Origin of the sequence: Rhizobium sp. RU33A (genome assembly GCF_900156055.1) — a bacterium.
In the GTDB taxonomy this organism is placed as follows: domain Bacteria; phylum Pseudomonadota; class Alphaproteobacteria; order Rhizobiales; family Rhizobiaceae; genus Allorhizobium.
On record NZ_FTMQ01000001.1, the window covers coordinates 682,356 to 701,058 of the forward strand.

The 18,703-nt window shown below is 61.5% G+C and carries 15 protein-coding genes; 7 read left to right on the forward strand and 8 right to left on the reverse strand.

Annotated elements, in window-relative coordinates:
* Positions 1 to 123: 123 nt before the first annotated feature.
* Positions 124 to 1,455, forward strand: coding sequence for a tlde1 domain-containing protein (locus BW978_RS03360; protein WP_076392186.1), 1,332 nt, complete (start codon positions 124 to 126; stop codon positions 1,453 to 1,455).
* 87 nt (positions 1,456 to 1,542) lie between these two features.
* Here BW978_RS03360 and BW978_RS03365 read toward each other — a convergent pair whose 3' ends face one another.
* On the reverse strand, positions 1,543 to 2,328 hold the full coding sequence (locus BW978_RS03365; RefSeq protein WP_076393173.1) for a DUF4394 domain-containing protein: 786 nt from the start codon (positions 2,326 to 2,328) through the stop codon (positions 1,543 to 1,545).
* Here BW978_RS03365 and BW978_RS03370 point away from each other — a divergent pair.
* Together BW978_RS03370 and BW978_RS03375 are read left to right on the forward strand one after the other, a co-directional pair.
* Positions 2,318 to 3,142, forward strand: coding sequence for a sigma-70 family RNA polymerase sigma factor (locus BW978_RS03370; protein WP_348529155.1), 825 nt, complete (start codon positions 2,318 to 2,320; stop codon positions 3,140 to 3,142). The genes BW978_RS03365 and BW978_RS03370 overlap by 11 nt on opposite strands.
* A complete protein-coding gene (locus tag BW978_RS03375; protein WP_076392188.1) occupies positions 3,139 to 3,846 on the forward strand; it encodes an anti-sigma factor in 708 nt (235 codons plus the stop codon). Before BW978_RS03370 ends, BW978_RS03375 begins: the two co-directional genes overlap by 4 nt.
* Before the next feature lie 43 nt (positions 3,847 to 3,889).
* On the opposite strand, the gene BW978_RS03380 is transcribed toward BW978_RS03375, so the two are convergent.
* The 6 genes from BW978_RS03380 to BW978_RS03405 form a co-directional block, all read right to left on the reverse strand.
* On the reverse strand, positions 3,890 to 5,686 hold the full coding sequence (locus tag BW978_RS03380) for a methyl-accepting chemotaxis protein (protein WP_076392190.1): 1,797 nt from the start codon (positions 5,684 to 5,686) through the stop codon (positions 3,890 to 3,892).
* Positions 5,687 to 5,961: 275 nt separating this feature from the next.
* Complete coding sequence (gene edd, locus BW978_RS03385; RefSeq protein WP_076392192.1) at positions 5,962 to 7,779, reverse strand: phosphogluconate dehydratase; 1,818 nt, start codon at positions 7,777 to 7,779, stop codon at positions 5,962 to 5,964.
* 121 nt (positions 7,780 to 7,900) lie between these two features.
* Positions 7,901 to 8,599 (reverse strand): 6-phosphogluconolactonase, encoded by a 699-nt coding sequence (gene pgl, locus BW978_RS03390; protein ID WP_076392194.1) that lies wholly within the window; start codon positions 8,597 to 8,599, stop codon positions 7,901 to 7,903.
* 11 nt (positions 8,600 to 8,610) lie between these two features.
* Positions 8,611 to 10,083: a glucose-6-phosphate dehydrogenase gene (zwf, locus tag BW978_RS03395; protein WP_069042242.1), complete on the reverse strand. Its 1,473-nt coding sequence runs from the start codon at positions 10,081 to 10,083 to the stop codon at positions 8,611 to 8,613.
* A gap of 184 nt (positions 10,084 to 10,267) precedes the next feature.
* Complete coding sequence (locus BW978_RS03400; RefSeq protein WP_076392196.1) at positions 10,268 to 11,554, reverse strand: NAD(P)/FAD-dependent oxidoreductase; 1,287 nt, start codon at positions 11,552 to 11,554, stop codon at positions 10,268 to 10,270.
* A 13-nt stretch (positions 11,555 to 11,567) separates the two neighbouring features.
* Entirely contained in the window at positions 11,568 to 13,004 is a 1,437-nt protein-coding gene (locus BW978_RS03405; protein WP_076392198.1) for a glutamine synthetase family protein, read from the reverse strand.
* A 122-nt stretch (positions 13,005 to 13,126) separates the two neighbouring features.
* On the opposite strand from BW978_RS03405, the gene BW978_RS03410 reads away from it, so the two are divergent.
* From BW978_RS03410 to BW978_RS03415, 3 genes are all read left to right on the forward strand, one after another.
* Positions 13,127 to 14,308: a BaiN/RdsA family NAD(P)/FAD-dependent oxidoreductase gene (locus tag BW978_RS03410; protein WP_139330287.1), complete on the forward strand. Its 1,182-nt coding sequence runs from the start codon at positions 13,127 to 13,129 to the stop codon at positions 14,306 to 14,308.
* 175 nt (positions 14,309 to 14,483) lie between these two features.
* Complete coding sequence (locus BW978_RS23495) at positions 14,484 to 14,633, forward strand: hypothetical protein (protein ID WP_175616838.1); 150 nt, start codon at positions 14,484 to 14,486, stop codon at positions 14,631 to 14,633.
* A gap of 281 nt (positions 14,634 to 14,914) precedes the next feature.
* Positions 14,915 to 17,443 (forward strand): methyl-accepting chemotaxis protein, encoded by a 2,529-nt coding sequence (locus BW978_RS03415; RefSeq protein WP_076392202.1) that lies wholly within the window; start codon positions 14,915 to 14,917, stop codon positions 17,441 to 17,443.
* Positions 17,444 to 17,497: 54 nt separating this feature from the next.
* On the opposite strand, the gene BW978_RS03420 is transcribed toward BW978_RS03415, so the two are convergent.
* Complete coding sequence (locus tag BW978_RS03420; RefSeq protein WP_076392204.1) at positions 17,498 to 17,722, reverse strand: hypothetical protein; 225 nt, start codon at positions 17,720 to 17,722, stop codon at positions 17,498 to 17,500.
* Positions 17,723 to 17,811: 89 nt separating this feature from the next.
* Between BW978_RS03420 and BW978_RS03425 the strand changes: the two genes are divergently transcribed.
* A complete protein-coding gene (locus BW978_RS03425) occupies positions 17,812 to 18,687 on the forward strand; it encodes a LysR family transcriptional regulator (protein ID WP_076392206.1) in 876 nt (291 codons plus the stop codon).
* Positions 18,688 to 18,703: the final 16 nt, after the last annotated feature.

The following is an 18,703-nucleotide window of genomic DNA, read 5'->3' on the forward strand; positions in this document are numbered from 1 at the left end:
ACCAAACTTCTTCATTCTTTAGGACAGCCGACAGGACGACCACCGTGCATCCTGTCCCAGTAAAGCCGGTTTCCGCTGCTAGGCGACCGGTTCTCCGAGTTTTGGTAAGCGAGTTCAGGTATCATGGCGTCCTTGACCCCTCAGGTCATCGGTGGCGATCGCGCCGCCGTTCAAAAGACAAAGTCGCGCAGAAACAAGCGCGGCTCCAGCCTGCCGACGGTCTTGGGCATTTCACTGGCCTGCCTCTTCTGGGGCACCGCGAGCCTTGCCGTTATCAAGGGGCTTTCATCCTCGACGATCCAGGCACCGACCATGGCTGGCTACAGCCTGCCGAAGCCGGATCTCGCCCTGTCGAAGCCGCTTCCGCCCCGAGCCATACCGACGCCATCGGCGGATTTTGCGGCCCTTGACGAGATGCGCAACCGCTTTGCAGAGGCGATCGCCGCTACCGACCATCTGGGCCTGCTGATGCTGCCTGCGGCCATGCAGCTTGCAGAGGTCGACAAGTCCGACCGCCTGCTCCTCGCCCGCGTGGAAAGCGTTGTCGGCGCACAGGAGATTGCGGTGTTGCGCGAAGCGCTGGCTCAAGCGGAAGCTGGGCGGCAGCAGGCGGCCCTTGCCACGGCTGCCCATGAACGCCGCAGCGACAGGGACGACGTTGATCCCGTCGTCACCGCCTCCATCGCAAGGAACACCGCCGAGACAGCACCTGTTGCCCTCGGTTACGCGGCAACGCCAAGCGCATCCGACACGATGGCTGCGGCCGATCCGCGCGCAGAGCCCTTCGAAGAGCTCCTTTCAGCACCGCAGACCGAAGATCACGGTGCGCTGCCGGATGATGGCCCTGTTCCGGGTTCCAAGCCGCAAGCCAAACCGCGCGTCGAACGCGTGCCCGCTCCAGAAGCGCCTCTTGCCGCCACCACGCCGGAGAAGCCGAAGAAGAAGACGCTGTTCGGCATGCTGGCCTACGCCAAGCCGGACAATCCTGTCACCACCGATGACGGGGCAGGGGGAATCTTCAACCGCAAGAACAGCATGCCTGGTCCAGGTAGCCGCATCGCCGTCTATGTGATCGAGGATTCCGTCGTGCACATGCCCAATGGCGAGAAGCTGCGCGCCCACTCCGGTCGTGGCCACATGCGCGACAATCCCAAATACGTGCATGTGAAGAACATGGGGCCGACGCCACCCAACGTTTACAAGCTGCGCATGCGCGAAGCCCGTTTCCATGGCATCGAGGCCATTCGCATGAATCCTGTCGGCGATGCCAAGATGTATAACCGCGACGGCTTTCTGACCCACACTTACCTGTTGCGCCGTCGTGGCGACAGCTCAGGCTGTGTCGTCTTCGAAGACTACAACAAGTTCCTCAATGCCTATAAGCGGGGAAATGTCCATACCTTGATCGTCGTGCCCAGCATGCGGGAACTACCGAAATACATGGCGATGCTCTGATGAAAAGGCCTCCGCGATGATCTCGCGGAGGCCTTTTCGCTTTGCTTGGCCGGAGCCTGTCGATCCAGGCTCCATGTAAGTCTTGGCTTACATCGCCGGGATAACCGTGATCGACTTGATCGCCGCAGGCGCGCCCGTGATGTCGCCGGCCTTCGTTGCTGCACCGGTTTCCAGGTTGACTGTGTAGAGCGCGCTATCGGCGACGAGCCAGGCGGTGTTCATGCCGTCGGCGCCCGCCTCGATATCGAAGGCATAGGTCGTCGGCATGCCCTCGATACCCAGCTTGCCGATTGCCTTCAGTGTTCCGTCATTCGGCTTGGTCTGCTGGATCAGAGCGCCAATCGTCGCGTCGATGTTGTACATCGCAGTCGTTTCCGGCTTGCCCACAGAATTCGTATAGGCGGCTGCCACGGTGTTCGGCGTCTCGCCCTTGTGCATGTCACCCTCTTCGAAGACAAGGCTGCCGTCGACGGTCACGGCACCCGTGTCGGGGTGGACGCGATGATTGGTGGTGCCGGTCATGTAGCGCAGCCGGTCGGCCGCTGGGTTGAAGTTCACGACGACAGGCGCATCGCCGATCGTCAGCGGCTTGTCCATCTTGGCCAGTTCCGTGGCGGCGCCGGTTTCCGGATCGATGGTGACGATGACGTTGTCTGCCGTCACGCCGACGATGGTCTGATTGGCCGGGCGATAATCGATGCCGACGAGGCGCTCGACACCAGTGACGTCCATCGACTTGCTGATCGCGGGGTTTGCAGTGTCGAACATCACGAGCGTCTTGTCGCCTGCGAGACCGACGACCTGAGCGGCCTGGGCGCCAAAGGCCGTAAGGGCGGTGGCGGCTGCGAGGCTGAGGATACGGATGCTGGTCATGGAAAACTCTCCCGTTAGGATGGTGGCGACACCGATCTGGTGCCTCCTGATCTCAAGACACGCGGCAGATGCCGATTGGATGCAGACGTCAGAAGTTTTTTTCTTCTGCATCCAGAATCGGACTTCGCGTGTCTCCGAAAAGAAGGAGAAAGTCATGGACGTGGCGATAACGAGCGGCAGTTCTTCGGCGGGTGCATGTGGTGCAGGTTGCCAAATCAGACGGGTGAGCTACTTTCCGCGCAGGTTCTTGGAAGGAAGCTGGATGGAGAATGAGCAGGATAAACTCGGTGCGGCGCTGAAAGCCTGTGCTGCGGGCGATCGCAAGGGCCTGGCCCTGATCTACGAGAGCGAGGCCCCTCGCATGGTCACGGTGGCTGAGCGCATCCTGCGCCGCCACGATCTGGCGGAGGAAATCGTCCAGGAAGCTTTCCTGCAGATCTGGAACAAGGCCTGGCAGTACGATCCGTCGCGCGGTTCCGCGCGCGGATGGATCTTTGCAATTGTTCGGTCACGCTCGCTGAATGCACTCCGGGATGGCGGGCGGGAAGATCTGACCGAAACGGACAGCCTAGAGCGGCTGCAGGATGAGGGCGCGGATGCCCTCTATCACGATCTGTTCGATCAGCTGGATACCGCAAGTCGCTTGCGTGCCTGTCTCGGACGGCTCGACGGGCTGCGCCGCAAGACGGTCATGATGGCTTACGTGTCCGGCTACAGCCACGGTGAGATCGCCGGTCGATTGAAATTGCCGCTCGGGACCGCCAAGGCCTGGATCCGCCGCTCGCTGGTGGCGCTGAGGGAGTGCATGGCATGAGCACATGGCACACTTTAGCCGAACGCGCCGATGCTTATGTTCTCGGACTGATGGACGAGGACGAGCATCGTTCGACCGAAACCGAGCTGGAACACGACGAGAGCCTCGCCCGTGCCGTTGCCGTGTCGCGTGATAAGTTCCTGGAGCTCGACCTCGTCGGCCCGACCGCGAGCGTCTCTCCCGATCTCTGGGCAAGGATTGAACGACAGCTTGGTCCGCAGGAGCGACCGAAGAGCGCCGCCGCTCCGCCAGCGGCTGCCAACGACAATGGCCTCTCCTGGTGGCGAGGTTTCGGTCTGTCGGCTGCGGCCGCCTCGCTGCTGCTCGTCGGTGCCTTGTCCTACGCCCTCCTCGGTCGGGCGGAGCCGCAGGTCATCGCCGTCCTGATGAATGAGCAGGGCGAGCCGGTCGTGATGATCGAGGATTTCGGCAATGACACGGCCAAGGTGATCCCGCTCTCCGACGTGTCCGTGGCAGCTGACCAGTCTCTGCAGCTCTGGACGCTGCCGTCAAGCGATACCGGACCGGTATCGCTTGGCGTTCTCGACGGCTGGCGGACGGCAACGGTCGAAGGGCCGGATCTTCCCGGCCCGATCGAGGAGCAGCTTTACGAGATCACAGTGGAGCCGCTGGGTGGATCGCCGACGGGCAAGCCGACAGGCCCCATCCTGGGCAAGGGCTTTGCAAAGATGCCGCGCCCATGAGTGTGGCGTCGCGCCCGGCATGCGGGCGCGACCCTTGTCAGGCTCAGAACTCCTGCCACTCATCCTGCTTGAGAGCGGCGTTTCCATGCGTCTGCGCCGGCCGTGCCGGTGCGCGCCGTGGTGCTGCTGCCGGGCTGGACGGCGTGTGAGCGCGTGTCGCACCATGGGATGCTGACGTCGTCCCCTGCTGGCCGGTATAGTGCCTGCCGAGGGTAAAGCGGGAGATGAACTGGCGAAGCCGCTGTGTCTCCGTTGCCAGCGTGGCGCTTGCGGCGTTGGACTCTTCCACCATCGCGGCGTTCTGCTGGGTGACCTGGTCCATCTGATTGACCGCCGAGTTGACCTCGGAGAGACCGGTCGCCTGCTCGCGTGCAGAGCTGGCGATGGCCTGCATGTGGTCGTTGACCGCAACAATGTTGTCCTGGATCGTCTTCAAGGCCTCACCGGTCTCGCTGACCAGCTTGACGCCGTTCTTGACTTCTTCGGAGGAGTTGCGGATTAGCTCTTTGATCTCCTTCGCAGCGCCGGCGGACCGCTGGGCGAGCTCGCGGACTTCCTGGGCGACCACGGCAAAGCCCTTGCCGGCTTCGCCGGCCCGAGCCGCTTCGACGCCGGCATTGAGCGCCAGCAGGTTCGTCTGGAAGGCGATCTCGTCAATCACCCCGATGATATTGGAGATCTGGTTAGACGACTGCTCGATGCGCGCCATGGCCCCCACGGCCTCTGCAACAATCTGGCCGGACCGCGTCGCGCTCGTATCGGCAGCCTGGGTGGCGTGACGGGCTTCTTCGGCGCGCTTCGAGGCGTTGTTGACGTTGACGGTGATCTGGTCGAGGGCCGCTGCCGTCTCCTCGAGCGAAGCCGCCTGCTGTTCTGTGCGCTTCGACAGGTCTTCGGCGCTTGTGCTGATCTCGCGGCTACCGCTGTCGATCATATCCGTCGACTGGGCGACCGCGCCGAGCGTGGTCGCGAGCTGCATTATGGCGTCGTTGAGATTGGTTCTGAGAGCCTCGAAATCCTGTGCGAAGGGCTTGTCCAACGTGAAGCTCACATCCCCATCCGCCATCTTGCCGAGCGCCATGCCGATGGTGTTGACCGCATGAACTCGGTCACTGACATCGGTCGCAAACTTCACAACCTTGATGACATTGCCCTTTTCGTCGGTGATCGGGTTGTAGGATGCGTTGAGGAAGAGCTTGCGGCCGCCTTTGCCGTAACGCGTGATGTCGCCGATCCGCGGGCGGTTCGAGCGAAGTTCTGACCACAGCGTCGCGAATTCGTGATCGCCCTCTGCACCGTCTGCAAGAAACAAGCGATGCGACTTGCTCCTGATTTCGGTCAGCGAATATCCGGTCGCATTGAGGAAATTCTCGTTGGCAGCCACGACCTCGCCTTCAGGCGTGAACTCAATCACCGCCTGTGCGCGACCGATGGCTTGAAGCTGGCCCTTGTAGTCGAGGTTTTGCAACCGTTCCTTGGCATTGGCCCATTCGACGACGAAGCCGGTGGTTTTTGCTCCACTCTTCAACGGCGTAACGATCAGGTCGAAAGCCCGGTGGCCGACCCAGATGGTCGCCTTGTGCTGGTTCTTCAGGCTCGACAGCATGTTGCGCTGATGGCCGGGATCTTTGTGGAAGATGTCGATATTGCTGCCGATCAGCCTGTCGAAGTCGAAGCGAGGCAATTCCTTTTTCAGGTCGCTCTCAGCTTCCTTCAGCATCTGCTTCGTGGCGGTGTTCATGTAGCGGATATTGAGTTTGTCATCCGCGATCATGATGTTCGCGGTAATGACTTCAAGCGATTCGAGCTGTGCGCGGTTGTTTGTAGACAGTCCAAACATAGTGCCTTGGTCCTTTGGCCAATTTCCTTCTCCAGAAACCGGACGGCGCATCCAAAAGGTAGACAAAGGGCGAAGGTGCTATCGCAGAATCGTCGATTTTGTATAACTTGTTGTTATCGCGTTTGTTTCCGTACCAAGATATACAAAATTAGTAGTGTCGAATTTGTTAAAATGAACAGGGGCGTTGACGCTGCCTAACGAGAACTGTCAATCTGAATAGACAAAAGGCCGCGATTACTCGCGGCCCTTGAGCTTAACTCTACGAATTGAGGCGCTTAGAACAGGACGCTTGCGCCCTGGTCAGCAGGCCCGGCGATCCGGCGGAAGCTCGCAAACAGCTCGCGGCCCATCCCGAATTCGTTGTCGTCGAGATTGGCGGTCGCAAGCGGGCGGGCGTTGAACTCAGCCGCATCGACCAGAACTTCGAGCGTGCCGGCAATGGCATCGAGCCGGACAATATCGCCATCCTTGATCTTGGCGATAGCGCCGCCATCGACGGCTTCAGGCGTCAGGTGGATCGCTGCTGGGATCTTGCCTGAAGCGCCGGACATGCGCCCGTCGGTGACAAGCGCCACCTTGAAGCCGCGATCCTGCAACACGCCGAGCGGTGGCGTCAGGCGGTGCAGTTCCGGCATGCCATTGGCTTTGGGACCCTGGAAGCGGACGACAGCGATGAAGTCCTTTTCCAGCTTGCCGGCCTTGAAAGCATCCTGCAGTTCCTGCTGGTCGTTGAAAACGATCGCGGGGGCTTCGATGACATGGCGCTCGGGCTTCACGGCCGAGATCTTGATGACCGCCTTGCCGAGATTGCCGGTCAGCATCTTCAACCCGCCATTTGCCTGGAACGGCTTGTCGATCGTGGTCAGCACCTTCGGATCGGCACTCTCCTCGGCGGACGGCGAGCGATGCACGGTGCCGTCTTCGGCAAGCTTGGGGTCGATCGTATAGGCGGCGAGACCCTGACCATAGACAGTGCGGACATCGTCATGCACGTAGCCGGCCTTCAGCAGCTGCTTGATCAGGAAGCCCATGCCGCCTGCGGCATGGAAATGGTTCACGTCGGCAAGCCCGTTCGGATAGACGCGGGCGAGCAGCGGCACGATGTCGGAAAGCTCCGAAATATCCTGCCAGGTGAGCTGGATGCCGCCGGCGCGCGCCATGGCGATCAGGTGGATCGTGTGGTTGGTAGAGCCGCCGGTCGCATGCAGGCCGACCACGCCGTTGACGATCGAGCGTTCGTCGATCATCTCGCCGGCCGGTGTGAACTCGTTGCCGAGTGCTGTAATCGCCAGCGCCCGCTTGGTCGCTTCCTTGGTCAGCGCATCGCGCAGCGGCGTGCCCGGATTGATGAAGGAGGCGCCGGGCAGGTGGAAGCCCATGATCTCCATCAGCATCTGGTTGGAATTGGCCGTACCGTAGAAGGTGCAGGTTCCGGGGCCGTGATAGGACTTCGATTCCGCTTCGAGCAGTTCCGCACGCCCGACCTTGCCTTCGGCATAGAGCTGGCGGATGCGCGATTTCTCGTCGTTCGGCAAACCCGTCGTCATCGGTCCGGCTGGAACGAATACGGCGGGCAGGTGGCCGAAGGTGAGGGCAGCGATCATCAGACCGGGCACGATCTTGTCGCAGACGCCGAGATAAACGGAGCTGTCGAACATGTTGTGCGATAGGCCGATGGCCGCCGACATCGCGATCGCGTCGCGCGAAAAGAGCGACAGCTCCATGCCCGGCTGGCCCTGGGTCACGCCGTCGCACATCGCGGGAACGCCACCCGCCACCTGTGCCACGCCACCGACTTCAGAGGCGGCCTGGCGGATCAGTGCCGGATAGGTCTCGAAGGGCTGGTGGGCCGAGAGCATGTCGTTATAGGCGGTGATAATGCCAAGGTTCGGCACCACGTCACCGGCCAGCGCTTCCTTGTCCCTGGGCGAACAGACGGCGAAGCCATGGGCGAGGTTGCCGCATGACAGCGTCGAGCGGTGTACGCCCTTGGAGATCGCCCGACGTGTGCGGTCGAGATAGGCTTCGCGGGTCGGCTTGGAGCGCTCGACGATCCGTTTGGTGATGGCTTCGATGCGGCTGTCTGCACTCATGAGATATGGCTCCTCATCTGGCGCGGGCGCTGAGGCGCACATCGCGCAAAGGCCTCCTCGGCCGTGAAACTCGTCTTATGCGCATCACCTGCCGAAAGCTCCGGCAGGCGAGGGCTCTCCCTCAGGGCGCCCAGTAGATGTCGGTTGCGGTCTGGGCCCGTTCAAGAACGGCCCGGATCGGCATGTCTGCCTCGTCCGTGCTGGCAAGCGCCTTCTCCAGCACAGCCTTCTTTTCGGCACCCTCAATGTGAACCACGAGAAGGCCGGCATCGTGAAGCGCCGAGAAGGAGAGGGTGAGGCGAGCCTCGCCCGCCCCCGGCGCTTCCATGGTCATGACGCGGCGCGGCAGCGAAAGATCAAGTGCTGCAGCAAGGTGATCGCCGCCGGGGAAGAAGGAGGCGGTATGCCCATCCGTCCCCATGCCGAGGATCGCTACGTCGAAAGGTTGGTTCATGCCGGGCACGATCCCGGACGCTGTCTTTGCAGCATCCTCGATCGTTGCCTCGGGACGGTAGAGCGGCACAAATTCCGCCGCCACCGCTTCATTCTTCAGAAGGTGCGTCTTGACCAGCAGATGGTTCGAACGCGGATTGTCTTCGGGCACGAAACGTTCGTCGACCAGGGTGACTTTCACTTTGGTCCAGTCGAGGATGCGTGTCGACAGCGCCTCGAAGAAAGCCTTGGGCGTCGAGCCGCCCGAGACCGCGAGCGTTGCTTCGCCGCGCTCGGCAATCGCAGCCGACAAGGCCGAAGCCACGGTATCGGCGAGACCAGCCGCAAGAGCGGCTCCGTTCTCGAATATCTTCATCTGATACGCCATTGGTCCGGGCCTCAGTCGATTTCGTGCCAGGTACGGCCGTCACGCTCGATCAGCGCAATGGCCTGGCTCGGCCCCCAGGTGCCGGACGTGTACCCTTGAGCCTTCTGGCCGATCTCTTCCCAGGATTTGAGGATCGGATCGCACCAGTTCCAAGCCGCCTCGACCTCGTCGCGGCGCATGAACAGCGTCTGGTTCGAACGGATGACGTCCATCAGCAGGCGTTCATAGGCATCCGGATTGCGCACGTCGAAGGCCTGGGCGAAGCTCATGTCGAGCGACACGTGGCGTAGGCGCATGCCGCCCGGACCCGGATCCTTGATCATCAGCCACTGCTTGACGCCTTCGTCCGGCTGCAGGCGGATGACCAGCTTGTTTGCCTCGATCCGACCGGCTGCATCACCGAAGATCGAATGCGGGATTGGCTTGAAGGCGATGACGATCTCCGACATGCGAGTTGCCAGACGCTTGCCGGTGCGCAGGTAGAAGGGCACGCCGGCCCAGCGCCAGTTGTTGATCTCGGCCTTGATCGCGACGAAGGTTTCCGTATCGGACACGGAGCCCAGCTCTTCCTGGTAGCCATTGACGGCACCACCGGCGGAAGCGCCAGCGCGATATTGGCCGCGAACCGTCTGCTTCTCGACATTGGCCGGCGTGATCGGCTTCAGCGAGCGCAGCACCTTGAGCTTCTCGTCGCGCACGGCCTCGGCGTCGAGCGAGGAGGGTGCTTCCATGGCCACGAGGCAAAGCAGCTGCAGGATATGGTTCTGCACCATGTCACGCAGCGCGCCGGCTTTGTCGTAATAGGTGACACGACCTTCGAGGCCGACGGATTCGGCCACCGTGATCTGAACATGGTCGATATGGGCTGAATTCCACAGCGGCTCGTAGAGCGCATTGGCGAAACGCAGCGCCATCAGGTTCTGCACCGTCTCCTTGCCGAGATAGTGGTCGATGCGGAAGATCTGCTCTTCCTTGAACACCTTGCCGATCGTGTCGTTGAGGATCTGCGCCGAGGCGAGATCACGGCCGATCGGCTTTTCGACGACGATGCGGGTCGACTTGGTGATCAGCTTGTGGTCGCGGATCTTGTCGGCAATGTCGCCAAAGATCGACGGGGACACGGCGAGATAGAAGGCCCGAACGATATCCTTACCCTGGTCCAGCAGCTTCTTCAGATCTTCCCAGCCCTGGTCCGACTTGGCATCGACAGAGACGTAGTGGACGCGGTCGAGAAACTTCGCGACTTCGCTCTCTTCCAGCTCCTCGGCCTTCAGGTGCTCATGAAGCGCGTCGAGCGTGAACTTGCGATACTCTTCATGCGTCATCGCCGTGCGTGAAGCACCGATGATACGGGTCGGCTCCGTCAACTGACCCGCGAGCTGGCGGTGAAACAAGGCCGGCAGAAGCTTGCGCTCGGCCAAGTCGCCGGTGCCGCCGAAGACGACGTAGTCAAAGGGTTCAACGGGGATGATCTGGCTGCTCATGCGCATCTCTCGTTCGGCAAATTCGTTGGACAGGTTCTAATCTAATCGATTTAAAAAAGCCACCCCGACCGGGTGGAAATTGTCTTTGGGTGGCGCAGGAAGGATGAACAAAGTGTGTTCTGCGACAATCAAACACACCTGTCGGCACCCAGTATGCATGGCACCGGCAAGTGGCACTCATGTGTCAGAACCGGTCCCTGAGCGCATACCAGGTGAGCGCGAGGAACAGCAGCGGCTTGCGCAGGCTGGCACCTCCGGGGAAGGGCGGGATCTTCAGGTCCTTGAGCACGTCCAGCTCTCGGGCATTGCCGGCGACCATGTCGGCATACATTTTTCCGCAATAGTTCGACAGCATCACGCCATGACCGGAGTAGCCGGCGAGCGATGTCACGCCGGGCATCACATCCCGGGCGAACGGCTTGCGGGGCAGGGTTATCCCAACCGAGCCACCCCAGCTGTGGGTTATCTCGATGTTATTGAGATCGGGATAGATCTCGGCGATCTGTCGGCGGATATGGGTCGAGATATCGCGGGGGCTATCGGCGGTATAGGCCTCGCGCCCTCCGAACAGCAGCCGCCCGTCGCGGCTTTTGCGAAAGTAGCGCACCACGAAGCGGCTGTCGGCAACGGCCTCCGAGCCCTTGAGCACCTGGGGGAACATGTCCAGCGGTTCCGTCGCCCCGATGAAGGACCGGATCGGCATCACATGGGCAGCCGTCACAGGTTCCAGATTGCCGATATAGGCATTGGTTGCGATCAGCAGACGGTCGGCAGTGATCGTGCCACGCGGCGTGTCGATGAAGGTCTTGCCGCCTTCCTGGCGAATGGCGCTTGCCGGCGTCATCTCGTGGATGCGAGCTCCGGCCGCCGCCGCGACCCTTGCCAGACCAACCAGCAGCTTCAGCGGATGGATGTGCCCCGTACCGGTATCGCGCACGCCGTAGTGATACCGCGTCGAACCAACACGCTCATGGGTCTCTTCCCGGTCCATGAAGGAAATATGCGGATAGCCATAGCGAACGGCCATGATCTCGGCCTCGTGCCGATATTCCTCTTCCCCACCGCGCTTGTGCGAGACATTCATCTGCCCCGGAAGATATTCAATATCGATGCCGTGCTGTTCGGCGAAATCCAGCAGGTAATGCTTGGCGCTCTCCGCCATCTCGAACAGTGCCTTTGACCGCTCGAAGCCGAGCTCGGTCTCCAGTTCTGCCGGAGATGCGCGCTGGCCGGTGCCGAGTTGGCCGCCATTGCGACCCGACGCGCCGTCACCGAAGCAGCTGCCTTCGATCAGCACGACCGAGACGCCGAGGCGGGCAAGGTTGAATGCGGTCTGCAGGCCGGTAAAGCCGCCGCCGATAATAGCGACGTCTGTCGAGGTGGAACCGTCGAGGGCCGGATATTCCGGCCGCTCACCGACGCTCGCCTGATACCAGGAAATCCCCGGCGCGATCGGGCTTTGCCAAGTCATGAAGCCGCCTCCCTCACACGTTGAGCAGGAGGAATTCGCGTTCCCACGGGCTGATCACCTGCATGAAAGTCTCGAACTCGCCGCGTTTCACGCCGGCATAGAGACCGACGAACTCCGAACCGAAGACTTCGTGGAAGTCGGTTTCACCCTCGAGCAGGGCAACGGCTTCCAGCAGGCCGCGCGGCAGGTCGACGGATCCTTCATTGGCAGAACCTTCTGCCGCCGCCGTCGGCTCGATTTCCTTGACGATGCCGAGATAGCCGCAGGCGAGCGAAGCCGCGAGCGCCAGATACGGATTGGCATCCGAGCTCGGCAGACGGTTTTCGACACGCCGTGCAGCGGCATCCGAAACCGGCACGCGGAAGGCCGTCGTGCGGTTGTCATAGCCCCAGGCGTTGTTGACGGGTGCGGCCATGTCCGGCGTCAGGCGACGGTAGGAATTCACGTAAGGCGCCAGCATCACCAGCGAACTCGGCACATATTTCTGCATGCCGCCGATGAAGTGGAAGAACTCCTGTGAGGCAGAGCCGTCTGGATTGGAGAAGATATTTTTGCCCGTCTTGGCATCGACGACCGACTGGTGGATGTGCATCGCCGAGCCCGGCTGTCCCTGCATCGGCTTGGCCATGAAGGTCGCGTAGATCCCGTGCTTGAGCGCCGCCTCGCGGATCGTACGCTTGAACATGAAGACCTGGTCGGCAAGCTCGATCGGATTGCCGTGGCGCAGGTTGATCTCAAGCTGTGCCGGCCCTTCCTCGTGAATCAGAGTGTCGATCTCGAGCCCTTGTTTTTCAGAGAAGTGGTAGATGTCGTCGATCAACTCGTCGAATTCGTTGATGGCGGCGATCGAATAGCCCTGGCCACCGATGATCGAACGACCAGAGCGGCCCTTCGGCGGATGCAGCGGATAGTCCGGGTCGTCGTTCATCGCCACGAGATAGAACTCGATCTCAGGCGCGACGACCGGCTTCCATCCCTTTTCGTCATAGAGGCGCAGCACGTTTTTCAGAACGTTGCGCGGCGTATAGGACACGTTTTTGCCGTCGACATCGACGATGTCGCAGATCACCTGGGCTGTCGGGTCGGTCTCCCACGGCACGACCGAAAGCGTTGAAAGATCCGGCAAGAGCTTCAGATCGCTGTCGCGCGGCTCGTAGCGGAAATTCTCCGTCTCGTCGGGATATTCGCCCGAGATCGTGTGACGGTAGAGCGCCGAGGGAAGCGCCAGCGACGTGTTGGACGTGAACTTCGACGACGGCATCATCTTGCCGCGCGGCACGCCGGCGAGGTCAGGCGTAATGCACTCGATATCCTCGATGCCGCGCGCCCGGAGCCAGGTGGCCGCTTCCTTCCAGTTCGAGACGCCGCGCTTCGATCCGGGATCCGGCGGGATCACCGCCTTTTTGGAAGGAGCGTTCTGGGATCTCATCATGGATTTCTTCGCGGGCATGTCTCACCGGTTGGTTGTTAATGAGGGCCATCATAGCCAGACTTTGGCCTTTGGCCAGCCGGACGCGTTGACTTTGATCATAAGTTTGTCGAGACAGGCGGCAGATCCCCGGGAGCAGCAGCATGGCCAGGAAGTACGACGTCGCGATCATCGGAGCCGGTGCCGCCGGCATGATGGCGGCCTTTACCGCCGGCCGGCGTGGCAGATCCGTCATCGTCCTCGACCACGCCAAGGCCCCGGGAGAGAAGATCCGCATCTCAGGCGGCGGGCGATGCAACTTCACCAATATCCATGCCACGCCGAAGAACTACATCTCTGAGAACCCGCATTTCGCCAAGTCAGCGCTCGCCCGCTACACACCCGCAGATTTCATCGCCATGGTCGATCGCCACAAGATCGCCTGGCACGAAAAGACCCTCGGCCAGCTCTTCTGCGATGACAGCGCGAAAGACATCATCCGCATGCTGCTGGAAGAGATGCGCGCGGTGCATGTCGACCTGAAACTCTCCTGCGAGATCTCCGAACTGGAGAAGGGACCGGACGGGTTCCGCCTCTCCACCAGCGAAGGCCCGATTGCCGCGGACAGTCTGGTGATGGCATCAGGCGGCAAGTCGATCCCCAAAATGGGCGCGACGGGTTTTGCCTATCGCATCGCCGAGCAGTTCGGCCTGCCCGTCACCGAAACCCGGCCCGCGCTGGTGCCGCTCACGCTCGAACCCAATCTCTTGGGCGAATTGTCGGAGCTCTCGGGTGTTGCCGTCGATGCGGATGTCTCCTGCGGCAAGACGCGTTTCCAGGAGGCGCTTCTCTTTACCCATCGCGGCCTGTCCGGTCCGTCCGTTCTCCAGATCTCGAGTTATTGGCGGGAAGGGGACGAGATCCTGCTTTCGCTGCAGCCCGAGACGGATTTTGCCGAGCTTCTGAAGGCGGCAAAGCGCGAAAACGGGCGCCAGCAGGTTCAGACGGTGCTTGCCCAACATTTGCCCAAGCGCCTTTCGCAATATCTGGCGGAGACCGCGAAGCTCGAACGTCCGCTCGCTGATCTCCCTGACAAGGCCTTGTCATCGCTTGCCGACCGCATTCGTCGCTGGCCGATCAAACCTGCGGGGTCGGAAGGGTACCGTACGGCGGAAGTGACGCTAGGAGGCGTCGATACCGGCGCGCTCGACAGCCGGACCATGCAGGCGAAAACTGTGCCGGGCCTCTTCTTCATCGGCGAATGCGTCGACGTCACCGGCTGGCTCGGGGGCTATAACTTCCAGTGGGCGTGGGCGTCTGGCCATGCGGCCGGCGAGTCCGTCTGAGCAAAGTCTCACGCTCCGGACAAGCTTATACCGGTAATTCAGAGCTTGTTAACATGCGTCGGTCATCCTGCCCGAATGCCGGTGCGATATCGCCTGATATCGCGACATGAGGTTTGGCCGGCTTAAGGCCCCGCAAGGGCATGACCTTCCCTGGCCGCATCAAGGACCGCGCCCCATGAACCATGAGACCCGCAAGCCCCGTGCCATCGCCATTGCCGCCACCCGCACCCGTGACGCAGAGCGCGCCCGTTTGCGTCATGTGAGCATCGTCTGCCTCTATGCCGCAAGCGCTCTGGCTGCACTTGCCTTCGGTCTCCTCGGCTAGAGCACCTCGACGGTCCTCCTTGTCAGTGGCAGCAAGTCGCTTTTCAGCGGTTTGACGACAGCAACTCTTTGACGCCCCGACCCTTTGGCGGTGCTAGCTTTTCCTCGATCAACGATCGCTGTCCCGCTTCGGGATATCAGCCTTTGACCTTAACTCCGTCTTGAGACTTTTACTGCAACTGTTTTGGCTGGGTAGGAGCATAGACGGCGAAGACGACAGTCGTAGCCGCCAATTTTTAAGGTTGCGGCGCAGCTTTGATGCCGTTTTCGTTTGGAGGAACAATGTTGATCGATCAAATACTGTCGCGCTTTTCGATTTCGACCAAGGTCATCGCCTTTGTGCTGCCCTTCGTCCTGTCGATCACCGCAGTCGGTCTCATGGGCCTCTACGCATCCGGTCTACTGCAGCAGCGCATGGAAATTTCCAACGGCACGATGCGTTCGCTGAACGGCTTCCGGAACGTCAACGCCGCCATGACCCACTTCCTCGATCAGACCTCGGAGGAAACGCGCAGCACCGTCTTGAACCAGCTGGCGTCCCAGCAGTCGACGCTCACGCAGAACATCTCGGAAATCGGCGCCGACGGCACGGGGCGCAACTTCCTCGATGAGGCGATTGCCGGCACGGGTGCCGTCAACGAGAAGATCGATGCGCTCTGGCAGTTGCACGAGGCGGAGGTGAAGCTGGCCACCTCGATCCAGAACCATCTGACGGGCCTGATGGCGCAGCAGATCCGCGTCTCGGATGAGGCGCAGAAACTGCAGCGCGCCGTCGTCGGTGGTGAAAACGATGCGAAGGGTGCCTTAAAGGAAGCCGAGCGCCTGTCGTCCGGTGCCAAGCACCTCTCGGAAGTCTTCCAGGGTTTCTTCTCGGCAGGCACGTCGGAGCAGCAATTCCCCTACCTGCAGAAACAATTGCCTGAACTGGTCAAGACCCAGCGCAAGATCGCCAATGCCCTGCCGGCTGAAAGCAGGGACATGGGCAAGGCCCTTCTGGCTGCGATCAACGAGATCAAGGCGAAAGTCGCGACCGGCGACATGAGCCTCGAGAACGGCCGGGCCGTCGGCTCGATCATTTCCCGTTTCCGCGGCTTCGAAGCGACGCTAAGCGCCGGTGCCGCTGTCAAATATGCCGAGTCCGTGCAGAAATTCGCCGCTGTCGAGACCGGCGCCGTACAGGCGGCCGATGTTCTCGTTGGCAGCCGCACTCTGATCGCCGATGTCTATGATCTGCGCATCATGACCGCCACCTTCCTCAATGTGAAGGACGACAAGACCCGCGAACCGATCCTTCGCCAGATCAAGCTGATCGGCGACAACCTTGCCGTTCTCGGCGGCAGCATCGCCGACAAGGCCTTCTACGACAGCCTGACGGCAGCCATCACGCCGCTGCTGGCCTCGCTCACCGCCGATACCGAAGCCCTCGTGAAAACCAGCGCCGACCGCATCGCGAGCTTCGATCAGGCAAGCCGCACGATGGATGCCATCTGGGCCTCGCTAACGTCCTTTGCCGATCTGCAGAAGGATGTCGCCGGTACGGAGCGCCAGGAAGCAAACCGCCTTTCGATCGGCACCATGATCGCCGGTGTCCTCCTCGCCGTCATCGGCGGTATCGCGCTGGTCCTGACCCTGCAGCGGCCGATCACCCGCATCACCACAAGCATGCAGCGCCTTGCTGAAGGGGATCTCGAAGCCGGCATTATCGGCGACAAGCGGGGTGACGAGATCGGCGCCATGGCTAGGGCACTTGCCGTCTTCAAGACGAATGCCCGCACCAAGCTCGAAATCGAATCCGAGCGCCAGCGCGAGCAGCAGGAGGCAGAAGCCGATCGCCGTCGCAACGACGAGGAAAAGCAGGCGCTCGACCGGGAGATCGAACATGCCGTCGGCAAGCTCGCCCAGGCGCTGGAACGTCTTGCCAATGGCGATATTTCCTTCGAGATCGAAGGCCGTTTCCACGGACGCCTGGAACAGCTCCGCAACGACTTCAACCTGTCGCTGTCGCGTCTTCGCGACACGATGCATCAGATCTCCGGCAACGTCGACCAGATCCAGAACAACGGCCGCCAGATGGCCCAGTCCGCACTTGATCTCGCTCGTCGCACCGAGCAGCAGGCAGCCTCTCTCGAAGAGACCGCAGCCGCGGTCGATGAGATCACCGCAGCCGTCCGTTCGTCCTCGGAGCGCGCCGAAATGGTCAACGGTGTCGTCCGTGAAGCCAAGAAGAATGCAGATGAATCTGCTGTCGTCGTCGGCAGCGCGATTTCGGCCATGGGCCGCATCGAGGAGGCTTCGCGTCAGATCTCCAACATCATCGGCGTCATCGATGAGATCGCCTTCCAGACCAACCTGCTCGCACTGAACGCCGGTGTCGAAGCCGCCCGCGCCGGTGAAGCCGGCAAGGGTTTTGCCGTCGTTGCTCAGGAAGTGCGTGAACTCGCGCAACGCTCGGCCGGTGCCGCGAAGGAAATCAAGGCGCTCATCAACCGCTCGGCCGAAGAGGTGGCGAACGGCTCCACCCATGTTCAGCAGACGGGAACCGTGCTCTCGCGCATCGGCGGCCAGATCGCGATGATCAGCGAGCATATCGAGAAGATCGCCGAGACCAGCAGCGAGCAGTCCGGCGCGCTGCAGGAGGTCAACGGTGCCGTCGGTCGCATGGACCAGATGACCCAGCAGAATGCTGCGATGGTCGAGGAAGCGACCGCCGCCACACAGGATCTCTCGGCCCAGACGGACCAGCTGCGGGATCTTCTCCAGCAGTTCCGGATCGACGCCGATCGTTTGCGGTCTGTCGATCGCGCCGCCTGAGGTTGCACCTTCGCCAAACGGAAAAGCCCGGTCATCGCACCGGGCTTTTTTGCATCAAGCCTCAGCCAGACGACCAGATCCGCCCGTATTGGTCTCGCAATCGGCCTGTGCCTGTCGTTTGCGAACCTGTCTTTCGCGCATGGCGCGGATGAAGCGCCGCAGACGGGCCCAGGGCACTTCGCTATACTGCGCGTAGAATTCCTCTTCGGACAGCCGGGCCTTCTGCCCTCGTTCTTGACTCAGCGCGGCAATGGCAAGGGCTGCATAAACTTCGTGCATGACGGATCTCCTGCTGTTGATGCCGTCTTCTCTTCTATTCATCATTTTTGGAGGCAGGTACGCGCAAGATCGTGCTATGTATTTCATTTATGAAAGACATAGCCTGGGACTCTTATCAACTCTTCCTCGCCGTTGCGCGTCAAGGCGGCCTGTCGGCAGCCGCTGCGACCACCGGTCTCAGTGCCGCCACCCTTGGCCGACGCATGGTCGAACTTGAGCAGGCGCTGGGCCGCGAGCTCTTCCTGCGCAGCCAGACCGGTTATCGCCTCACCAGCGACGGCAGCCAGTTGCTGGAGCATCTGGTTGAATTGGAAGCCGGAAGCAGGAGGGTGGAGGAATGGCGACGTGGCAAGGCGGGTCAGTCCCTGGTGCGCATCAGCCTTGGCACCTGGATCGCCTGGCTGCTCTGCCAGAACATGTCGACGATCCGCACCTCCCGCGACGCTTTCCGCATCGACCTGCACGTCGCCGAACAACGTGCCAAGCTTGCGCATCGGGAGAGTGACATCGGCATCCGCGCCTTTGAACCAGAAGAGCCGAACCTCGCCGCGATCGCAGCAGGCGAAGTGGCCTATGCGGCCTACAAGGCCCGCAATAGGGAATGGATGGGCCCGGAGCCCTGGGTCGCGGTTGATGACGAGAATGCCGTCTCAGCTTATCTGCGCTGGCCGCGCCAGCAGTCGGCGGAGCAGATCGTCGCGACGGTCAATCGCCCGCGGTCACTGAGGGATCTCGTCAGGGCAGGGGCCGGTGTCGGCGTGCTTCCCTGCTTCGTCGGTGATCTCGACCCGACGCTTGAGCGGGTCGGCGAGGAAATCCCGGAACTGCGCCATCGCCAGTGGATCGTCATCAACAATGACGATCGTCACCGAAGCGATATCCGCATGGTGGCCGATCGGCTCGCAAAACTGTTGAAGTCGCATCGGGATGTTCTGGCGGGCAAGCGCCCCAGCACCAGCAGCTGACGTCAAGCCGAAAATG

Bases quoted from the DNA above. Each gene is read 5' to 3' on its own strand.
- BW978_RS03420 (WP_076392204.1), bottom strand. From the start codon at position 17,722: ATGCACGAAGTTTATGCAGCCCTTGCCATTGCCGCGCTGAGTCAAGAA.
- BW978_RS03360 (WP_076392186.1), top strand. From the start codon at position 124: ATGGCGTCCTTGACCCCTCAGGTCATCGGTGGCGATCGCGCCGCCGTT.
- BW978_RS03400 (WP_076392196.1), bottom strand. From the start codon at position 11,554: ATGACTTGGCAAAGCCCGATCGCGCCGGGGATTTCCTGGTATCAGGCG.
- BW978_RS03410 (WP_139330287.1), top strand. From the start codon at position 13,127: ATGGCCAGGAAGTACGACGTCGCGATCATCGGAGCCGGTGCCGCCGGC.
- BW978_RS23495 (WP_175616838.1), top strand. From the start codon at position 14,484: ATGAACCATGAGACCCGCAAGCCCCGTGCCATCGCCATTGCCGCCACC.
- zwf (WP_069042242.1), bottom strand. From the start codon at position 10,083: ATGAGCAGCCAGATCATCCCCGTTGAACCCTTTGACTACGTCGTCTTC.
- BW978_RS03425 (WP_076392206.1), top strand. From the start codon at position 17,812: ATGAAAGACATAGCCTGGGACTCTTATCAACTCTTCCTCGCCGTTGCG.
- edd (WP_076392192.1), bottom strand. From the start codon at position 7,779: ATGAGTGCAGACAGCCGCATCGAAGCCATCACCAAACGGATCGTCGAG.
- BW978_RS03380 (WP_076392190.1), bottom strand. From the start codon at position 5,686: ATGTTTGGACTGTCTACAAACAACCGCGCACAGCTCGAATCGCTTGAA.
- BW978_RS03370 (WP_348529155.1), top strand. From the start codon at position 2,318: ATGCTGGTCATGGAAAACTCTCCCGTTAGGATGGTGGCGACACCGATC.
- BW978_RS03375 (WP_076392188.1), top strand. From the start codon at position 3,139: ATGAGCACATGGCACACTTTAGCCGAACGCGCCGATGCTTATGTTCTC.
- BW978_RS03365 (WP_076393173.1), bottom strand. From the start codon at position 2,328: ATGACCAGCATCCGTATCCTCAGCCTCGCAGCCGCCACCGCCCTTACG.
- BW978_RS03405 (WP_076392198.1), bottom strand. From the start codon at position 13,004: ATGCCCGCGAAGAAATCCATGATGAGATCCCAGAACGCTCCTTCCAAA.
- pgl (WP_076392194.1), bottom strand. From the start codon at position 8,599: ATGGCGTATCAGATGAAGATATTCGAGAACGGAGCCGCTCTTGCGGCT.
- BW978_RS03415 (WP_076392202.1), top strand. From the start codon at position 14,915: ATGTTGATCGATCAAATACTGTCGCGCTTTTCGATTTCGACCAAGGTC.